Genomic DNA, 8981 nt, shown 5'->3' with positions numbered 1-8981 from the left:
AGGTCGCGACGCCCACCGCAAGTGGCAGTCTGGGGTGTAGGGGCGCGAGGAACGGCGCGATTAGCCACGACGGTGGGAGGGTCGCGAGGCTCACCGTGAGAGGCAGCCTGGGGCGTAGGGGCGCGGGGAACTGCGCGCTCGGCCCCCACCGGGGGAGGGTGGGCTGCTGCCGCAGGTGGCAATGACCCGGGGGCACGTGGGGGTACCTCCCCGGCGAAGCTATGGGGGAGACCAGCCGGTCACCGGCGGGAGGTCGCGGCGACCACCGCGAAGGGCAGCCCGGTGCGGCGCCAGGCGATTGCGCTGCCGCGGTGGGTGGGAAAGCCGGGTGCGCCGTGGGGGGCGGGCGCGTGAGGATGGGGCGCATGGGATGGACCTTCAGCCACAGCCCCGCCGACTTCCTCCGCGATGCCGAGCCGTTCCTGCTCGCCGATCCGGTGGAGAACTCCGTCCTGTTGACGGTGACCGACACCCTGCGCCGCCGCGGCCTCGCCGCGTACGGTCAGGAGCCGCCCGTCTTCGGGTGGTGGCGCCCGGAGGCCGCCGGGGCCGTCCGGGCGGCCTTTCTGCGGACGCCCCCGCACCCTCCGTTGCTGACCCGGGCCCCCGCCGCCGCGGCGGACGAGCTGGCCGCGGTGTGGGCGGACGCACCTCCCGCGGAGGTGCGGGGCGATCACGAGGCAGTCACGGCGTTCGCCGAGGCCTGGTCGGCGCGGGTCCGCGCTCCGTACCGCGTCGTCGAGCGCATCCGTTTCCATGAACTCGGCACGCTGACCCCGCGGGCGCCCGCGCCGCCCGGTCACGCCCGTGTCGCGGACGCGGCCGACCGGGCGCTGCTGATCCGGTGGCAGCGGGAGGCGGACGCCGAGATCGGCCACGGCACCCCGGGGCGTGAAACGGTCGCCGACGACGCGATCCTGCACGGTCTGCGCACCCTGTGGATCGGCCCCGGCGGCGAGCCGGTCGCGATGGCCGGGCGCACCCTCGAAGTCGCGGGCTCCGTGCGGGTGGTGGCCGTCTACACCCCTCCCGGGCAGCGGGGCAGGGGCTATGCGGGCGGCGCGGTGACCGCGGTGTCGCAGGCCGCGCTCGACGCGGGCGTGCACCGTGTCCTGCTGATCACCGACCTGGCCAATCCGGTCAGCAACGGCCTCTACCACCGGCTGGGCTACCGTCCCGTACGCGACGGGCTGCGTGTCGCCCTCGGGGCCCGCGATCCGGGCGAGGGGCGGGGTGTGCCCGGTCAAGATCGGCGCGCCCCCGCATAATGGAACAGGCGGATGATCCGCCGACCATACGATCGTGTGTGCCTGGAGGACTCGTGACCAGCGCCGGCCGTCCGCCGTCCCGTCTTGTGAAAGCGCGCCCCGCGCCGTTCGGGGCCGACCCGACGGGTGCCCGCCTGGAACGCATCCTGAACTCGCCGAACTACGCCGACGGCGCCTTCGTCAACCCGACCGCGACGGGCACGGGCCCCGGCGCGGACTTCTTCAGGTCCCTGCCGGCCAACCTCCGCAAGGAGGCGCGGATCCCGCGCAAGCCCGCGCGGCGGATCCCCGTCCACCCCACCATGCTCGCCGACATCGCCACCCCGCCGGCGTCCGGTCTGCGGCTGACGTGGGCGGGTCACTCCACCGTGCTCGCCGAGATCGGCGGCCGGCGCGTGCTGTTCGACCCGGTGTGGGGCGAGCGCTGCTCGCCCTTCCCGTTCGCGGGCCCCAAGCGTGTCCACCCGGCGCCGCTGCCGCTGTCCGCCGTCAACGGGCTCGGCGTGGACGTGGTGGTGATCTCGCACGACCACTACGACCACCTCGACATGCCCACGATCGTCGAACTCGTGCGCAGCGACGTCGTGTTCGCCGTCCCGCTGGGCGTCGGCGCGCACCTGGAGCACTGGGGCGTGCCCGCGGCGCGGCTGCGCGAGCTGGACTGGAACGAGTCGGCGGAGGTCGCCGGGCTCACCCTGACCGCCACCCCCGCCCGGCACTTCTGCGGGCGCGGGCTGCGCGGCCGCCAGCAGACCCTGTGGGCGTCCTGGGCGGTCACCGACGGCACCCACCGGATCTTCCACAGCGGCGACACCGGCTACTTCCCCGGCTTCGCCGACATCGGCGCCGAGCACGGCCCCTTCGACGCCACGATGATCCAGATCGGCGCCTACAGCGAGTTCTGGCCGAAGGCCCACGCGAGCTGCCCGCCGGGCGAGCCCTGCGACTGCGTGCCCGACCCGGGCCAGTGGCCGGACATCCACATGACGCCCGACGAGGGCCTGCGCGCCCACCTCGACCTCCAGGGCGGCCGCCCCGGCGGCGTCCTGCTGCCCATCCACTGGGGCACCTTCAACCTGGCCTTCCACCCCTGGGCCGAGCCCGCCGAGCGTACGATGCTCGCCGCCCGCGCCGCCGGCCAGCAGTCCGCGACCCCGCGCGTCGGCGAGCCCTTCGAGCCCGCCGCCTGCCCCGCCCCCGACCCGTGGTGGCGGGCCGTGTCGGTCACCCCCGCGGCCGGCTGGGCGCCCTGGCCCCCCGCCGCACCGGGTGCCGCGGTGCCCGAGCTGGCCGCGGAGGCCTGACGGCACCGGGTCCCGCCGGGCCGACCCGCGGGGCGGCCGCGCTCGTGCCCGTAATGTGCGGGACATCCTAAAATCGGGCGTATGGACCTCAGGAGGCTGGAAGACCTGCCGGAGCGGACGCCCGGCCTGGCGCTCCTGGTTCCGTTCGCCCTCGTCATCGTCATCACCGTCGCCGACGTGGTGTCGCCCCGGGAGGTCTTCCTCAGCCCCATGCTGGTCGTCGCGCCCGCGCTGACGGCGTCGTTCTCCGGGCCGGGGCGCACCGCGCTGATCGCCCTCGTGGCCGCGGGCGGGCAGGCGGTCGTGACCTGGGCGGGCGGCGGCGCGGGCACGGTGGTCAGGGTGTGGCAGTTCGTCGCCCTGATCCTGCTCTCGGTGCTGCTGGTCTTCTTCAGCTACGTCCGCGAGCGCCGCTCCCGCCAGCTGACCCGGGCCAGACTCGTCGCCGAGACCGCCCAGCGGGTCCTGCTGCGGCCCCCGCCCGGCCGGGTCGGCGCGCTGCGGATCGCCTGGCGCTACCTCGCCGCCGAGGACGACGCCCAGATCGGCGGCGACCTGTTCGCCGTCACCCGGCGGCGTCCCGACACCAGCCGGCTGATCATCGGGGACGTCCGCGGCAAGGGCCTGCCCGCCATCGCGGAGGCCGCGGCGGTCCTCGGCGCCTTCCGGGAGACCGCGCGGTACTGCCCGACGCTCCCGGAACTCGCCGAGTCCCTGGAGGAGCGCATCAACCGTGACATCGAGGAGGTCGCGGACGAGCGCGAGGACCCCGGCGAGCACTTCGTCACCGCCCTGCTGCTGGAGGTGCCCGACCGCGGCGGCGAGGTCCGGATGGCCTGCTGCGGGCACCCGCCGCCGCTGCTGATCCGCGCCGACGGCCGGGTCGCGGCCACCCGGTGCACGGACCCCGCGCCACCGCTCGGCTCCGGCCTGCTCGTGGCCGGCGGCGCGAAGGACGAGCCGATCCCGTACGGCGACGGCGACACGCTGCTGCTCTACACCGACGGCCTGATCGAGGCGCGCTCGGCGCAGGGCGTCTTCTACCCGCTCGCCGAACGCGTCGCCGGCTTCCCGCCCGCCCTCGACCCGGACGGCCTGCTGCGGCACCTCAGCCAGGACCTGCTCGCGTACACCGGCGGCCGCCTCGCCGACGACGCCGCCCTGCTCGCCATCACCCGCACCCCGGCCGAGACCGCCCCGGACGGCGTCTGAAGCCCTCCTCGCAGGTCCGCCCGGCCGGGCGGCTCCGGCCGGGCGCGCGGCGGAGCAAACTGGAAGGGAAAGGCGCCCCGCCCGGCGCGGCGGGGGAACCTGCCACGACGGGCCCGGCCGGCCCGGCCGGGCCGGCCGGGCACGGGAGGTGCGATGAACGGATCGCTGCCACTGGGCCGGATCGCCGGCGTCCCGCTGCGGCTGCACTGGAGCGCGCCGCTGCTCGTCGCCGTCCTGGCCTACGGACTGGCCGCCGGGGTGCTCCCCGACTGGGCCCCCGGCCACTCCGGCACGGCCTACGGGCTGTGGGCGGTGGCCGGGGCGCTGCTGCTGACCTTGAGCCTGCTCGCGCACGAGGCCGCGCACGCCCTCGTCGCACGCCGGGCCGGGGTGGACGTCAAGGACGTGACCGTCTTCGCGCTCGGCGGTGTCACCCGGATGGGAACGGCCGCCAAGGCGCGCACCGCGGGCGTCATCGCCGCGGTCGGCCCGCTCACCAGCGCGCTGCTGGGTGGGGTGTTCCTCGCCGCAGCCGTCGGCGTGAACGCCGCCCCGCACGGACTGCTGCCCGCCGCCGTGCTGGCCTGGAGCGGCTGGGCCAACATCCTGCTCGCCGCCTTCAACCTGATCCCCGCCAGCCCGCTCGACGGCGGCCGCATCCTCCAGGCGGTGATCTGGCGCGTGCGCGGCGACCGCGACCGGGCGGCCCGTGTCGCCGGGCGCTGCGGCCAGGTCGCGGGCGCGCTCATGGTCGTCGGCGGCTGGCTGGAATTCCTCGCGGGCAGCGGCTCGGGCCTGTGGCTCGCCCTGCTCGGACTGTTCGTCGCCATGGCCGCCGCCGCGGAGGTGCGCCGCGCGACCCTCGCCGAGGCGGTGCGCGGGGTCCGGGTCGGCGACGCGATGCGGCCCGCGGTCACCGGCCAGGACTGGCAGACCGTGGACCGCTTCCTCACCGACACCGCCCCCGGCGCCGCGGGCCAGCCCGTCGTCCCCGTGACGGACCTCGACGGCCGCCCGACCGGCGTCGTCGAACCCGCAGCCCTGCGCGCGGGCCTGGCCGGACGTACGGCCGAGGTGCGGGTACGGGACCTGGCCGCGCCGCTGGAGAGCTGCACCCTGGCCCGGCCGGACGAACAGGTCGGCGAGGTCCTGGAACACGGTGTGCTGAGCGCCGGACGGCCGATCCTGGTCCTGTCCGACGGGCGGGTCGTCGGGATGGTCACCGTCCAGGACATCCTCGGCCTCATGCAGCGGGGCAAGCGCCCCCACCCGCCCGCCTGGCGTCCCCCCACCGGCCACCGGGCCGGGCACAGCCACTAGACGACGCCGGTCTTGTCCCGCCGTACGGGCAGACCCTGTCCGTACGGCGGGAGAGCGCTCTACGAGGTGGCGCGCCCGAGATACGTCAGCTCGCCCGCGTCCGGCACGTCGATGACATGGAAGCCGAGCCGGTCGTAGAAGGCCCGCGCGGAGACGTTCGCCGTCAGCATGCCCAGGTGCACCGCGGGCACCCCGCGGTCCGCGAGCGAGCCGAGGAAGGCGTTCATCAGCGCCCGCCCGTGGCCCTGCCCCTGGTGGCCCGGCAGCAGGTCGATGTGCAGGTGCGCCGGGTAGCCCGACACCGCAGGGACGATCATCCGCTCCGGCCAGTGCAGCAGCCACGCCATGACCTCGCTCGGCGTCGCCGGGTCGCCCTCCGGCGCGGGCCAGCGGTCGCCGACCTTCGGCAGCCACTCCGCGCGGAAGCGCTCGACGAAGCCCGGCGTGTCCGCCGTGCCCAGGATGTAGCCGACCGGCTGCCCCGTGCCGTCGTCGGCCACGAAGGCCGACTCCGGTTCCAGCACGGCGTAGGGCGCCGCGAAGAGGGTGCCCAGCAGGTCGCGGTCCTCAGGCGGGTAGTCGGCGGACGCGTCGCCGCCCGCCGCGCCGGTGCGCAGACAGATGTCGTAGAGCGCGGGCAGGTCGGAGGGGCGGTACGGGCGGATCGTGACGGTCACTGCGGCTCCCGGTCGGTGGGCGGTGCGTCCGGCCCGGCGGGGCCGAGCGGCGCGAAGAGGAAGGAGAAGGCGGCGGGGGCGGCGTCCAGCCGGTGCTCGGGCAGCGTGCCTGGCCCGCAGGACGCGCTGCCCAGGCCGTGCAGCGCGTGGTCGAGGTGCAGCCACAGCCGGCCGTCCCGTACCGGGTCGGTGGTGTGCTCGGCGGCGTCCAGCGCCTCGGTGGTCCACGGCCGGACGGTGAGCCAGAAGTCGGGCACGCCGGCGCCGTGCGGGCCGGGCTCCCCGGCGGGCCCTGCCTGGGCGGCGGTGGACCCTGCCTGGGCGGCGGTGGACCCTGCCTGGGCGGAGGCGGGCCCGGTGGGCGCGGCCGGGGCCGCGACCCGTGCGGCGGCGGCCTCGATGCGCAGGCCGGTCCCGTCGGCGCCGCGCAACTCGGCCCAGCGCACACCGGCCCGCGCGCCGTTCTCCTGCGGGCGGACGTACGGGGTCGCCAGTCCGTCCGCCGCGGCCCGCCAGCGGCCCAGACGGGCGGCGGCGCGGCTGTCGGGGTAGGCCTCGCCGGGCCCGCCGCCGTACCACTCGACGCGGTCGAGCCGGGCGGGCAGCCCGAGCCGCACGCCGAGCCGGGGGAGCGGCAGGTCCCAGTCGCCCTCGGGCGTCACCTCGACGTCCAGGCGCAGCCGGTCGCCGGTCGCGCTCCAGGTCAGCACGGTCTGCAGGGCGCGGTCGGCGGCCGCGGGCGCGACGCGCGAGGTGACCGTCAGGGCGTCGCCGCCCACCGCGACCCGCACCACCCGGTGCCGCAGGCGGTGCAGGCCCGCCTCTCGCCACCGGTCGGCGAGCCGGGACTCGGCGAACCACGGCATGCCCCGGTCGTTGTCGGTGGGCGCCCGCCAGACGTCCAGCCGGGGAGCCTCGACGGGCACGCCGCCGAGGCTGCGCAGGGCGCCGGTGACGGGGTCGAAGGCACCCGGGCCGAGCAGCGTCAGTCCGTCCGGGCCCGTCCGCGGGGAGTGCGGGCGGCCCCGGCGCACGCGCTGGGCGGTGCCCAGCAAAGTAGCCGCGGGGAACTGTCCCCAGGCCACCTCGTGCCCGGCGGGGGCCCACGCGGTGTCCTCGGCGAGCACTGCGCGCACCGTCCAGTACGCCTCCCGCCCGAGGCCGTCCGTGGGCTGCTCCGGAAGGGGGAGGAGAGCGCTCTCCCCGGGGCCGGTGGGCGGCACCTCCAGCCGCCCCGACGCCACCGTCTCGCCCTCGACCTCGTACGCCCAGCGGAAGGTCAGCTGCGAGAGGTCGGCGAAGTCCTGCCGGTTGGCCACGGTCAGCTCGCCGCGTGCCGCGTCACCCGTGATCGTGACCGGCTCGATCACCTTCTTGTACTCGACCAGCCCCGGCGAAGGCGTGCGGTCGGGGAAGACCAGCCCGTCGCACACGAAGTTCCCGTCGTGCAGCTCCTCCCCGAAGTCCCCGCCGTAGGCGAAGAACCCGGTCCCGTCGGCCGCGGTGCGGCGCAGCCCGTGGTCGATCCACTCCCACACGAAGCCGCCCTGGCAGCGCTCGTACGCCTCGAAGATCCGCTGGTACTCCGACAGGCCGCCGGGCCCGTTGCCCATCGCGTGCGCGTACTCGCACAGCACGTACGGCATCGCGCGCCGCCGCTCGTCCAGAGCGGGGTCCGCCAGCGGCGGTTCGGCGCGGCGGCCGATCAGGTCGGACTCCGCGTGGTCGGCGTACATCCGCGAGTACACGTCCGTGTCGGCGCAGGAGAGGTCGCCCTCGTAGTGGATCGGCCGGGCCGGGTCGCGCTCGCGGATCCAGGAGGCCATGGCCGACAGCCCCGCGCCGGTGCCGCACTCGTTGCCCAGCGACCACATCACCACCGACGGGTGGTTCTTGTCCCGCTCCACCATCCGCGCCGCCCGGTCCAGCAGCGCCGGGGTCCAGCGCTCGTCGTCGACCGGGTTGCGGCGCCAGCCGACCTCCTCGAAGCCGTGCGTCTCCAGATCGCACTCGTCGACGACCCACATGCCCAGCTCGTCGCACAGGTCGAGGAAGGCCGGGTGCGGCGGGTAGTGGCTGGTGCGCACGGCGTTGATGTTGTGCCGCTTCATCAGCAGCAGGTCCTCGCGCATCGTCTCCTGGTCCAGCGCGCGCCCGCGGTCCGGGTCGAACTCGTGCCGGTTCACCCCGCGGAAGAGGATCCGCCGCCCGTTGACCGTGAGCACGCCGTTCTCGACGGCGACGGTACGGAAGCCGATACGCAGCGGAATGCGCTCTCCCTCGGTCGCCAGCTCCGCGTCGTACAGCCGCGGCCGCTCCGCCGACCACGGCTCGACGGGCACGATCACCGGCTCGCCGGTCGGGATGTCGAGCCCCAGCTCCGGCACGGTCAGGGTGCCGGCCGGTTCGCAGTCCACCCGCAGCGTGCCGGTGCCGGTGGTGTGGTCGTAGCCGCAGTGCACGAAGAAGTCGGCGACCGCGCCCTCCGGCCGCTCGATCAGCGTGACCTCGCGGAAGATGCCGGGCATCCACCACATGTCCTGGTCCTCCAGGTAGCTGCCGGACGACCACTGGTGCACCCGCACCGCCAGCACGTTGCCGCGCGGCCGCAGCACCTCGCCGACCTCGAACTCCACCGGCAGCCTGCTGCCCTTGAAGGTGCCCAGCTCCTGCCCGTTGAGCCACACCCGGGCACAGGACTCGACGCCCTCGAAGCGCAGCACCGCGGCGCCGCCCGGCCAGTCGTCGGGCAGGTCGAAGCTGCGCAGGTGGTCGCCGGTCGGGTTCTCGTCCGGCACGTACGGCGGGTCGACGGGGAAGGGGTAGCGCACGTTGGTGTACGCGGGCAGCCCGTAGCGGCCCTCTCCGTGCAGCACCCAGTGCGACGGCACCGGCAGCACGTCCCAGCCGGAGGCGTCGAAGCCGGGCCGGGCGAAGGAGTCGTCCGCGGAGCGCGCGGTGGGGGAGAGCCGGAAGCGCCAGTCGCCCCCCAGCGACACCCGGCGCGCGTCGGACACGGCCCACCAGGCGCGCGGCGCGACCGCCCCGGAGCCGGGCCCCGGGTCCTCGTAGTACGCAAGGCCCTCCGACGGTTCCGCCTCGTGCATCGTCGCTGCTCCTTCGTCGCTCGGCCGTGCCGCGGACAGCGCTCTCCCGCTTGCAGGGGCCGCTGTGAAGATCCGCAGCACCGATTCTGCTGA

General features: G+C 75.7%; 6 protein-coding genes. 4 read left to right on the top strand and 2 right to left on the bottom strand.

Features of this window, described 5'->3' with window-relative positions; translation table 11 throughout:
- Positions 1-365 precede the first annotated feature (365 nt).
- The 4 genes from ACWERV_RS28325 to ACWERV_RS28310 all read left to right on the top strand — a co-directional run bounded on the left by ACWERV_RS28325 (position 366) and on the right by ACWERV_RS28310 (position 5104).
- Entirely contained in the window at positions 366-1268 is a 903-nt protein-coding gene (locus tag ACWERV_RS28325) for a GNAT family N-acetyltransferase (protein ID WP_452938290.1), read from the top strand.
- A gap of 53 nt (positions 1269-1321) precedes the next feature.
- Positions 1322-2572, top strand: a complete 1251-nt coding sequence (locus tag ACWERV_RS28320) for an MBL fold metallo-hydrolase (RefSeq protein WP_452938287.1) — start codon at positions 1322-1324, stop codon at positions 2570-2572.
- 81 nt (positions 2573-2653) lie between these two features.
- Positions 2654-3784: a PP2C family protein-serine/threonine phosphatase gene (locus ACWERV_RS28315; protein ID WP_452938284.1), complete on the top strand. Its 1131-nt coding sequence runs from the start codon at positions 2654-2656 to the stop codon at positions 3782-3784.
- Between the two features lie 153 nt (positions 3785-3937).
- A complete protein-coding gene (locus ACWERV_RS28310) occupies positions 3938-5104 on the top strand; it encodes a site-2 protease family protein (RefSeq protein ID WP_452938282.1) in 1167 nt (388 codons plus the stop codon).
- Positions 5105-5163: 59 nt separating this feature from the next.
- Here ACWERV_RS28310 and ACWERV_RS28305 read toward each other — a convergent pair whose 3' ends face one another.
- The gene (locus ACWERV_RS28305; protein WP_398179118.1) at positions 5164-5781 is read right to left on the bottom strand and encodes a GNAT family N-acetyltransferase; all 618 of its coding nucleotides are present in this window, start codon (positions 5779-5781) and stop codon (positions 5164-5166) included.
- Positions 5778-8888, bottom strand: a complete 3111-nt coding sequence (locus ACWERV_RS28300) for a glycoside hydrolase family 2 TIM barrel-domain containing protein (protein ID WP_452938278.1) — start codon at positions 8886-8888, stop codon at positions 5778-5780. Before ACWERV_RS28300 ends, ACWERV_RS28305 begins: the two co-directional genes overlap by 4 nt.
- Positions 8889-8981: the final 93 nt, after the last annotated feature.

The organism is Streptomyces sp. NPDC004031 (genome assembly GCF_053604375.1).
This window is presented reverse-complemented; position numbering and strand designations above follow the sequence as displayed.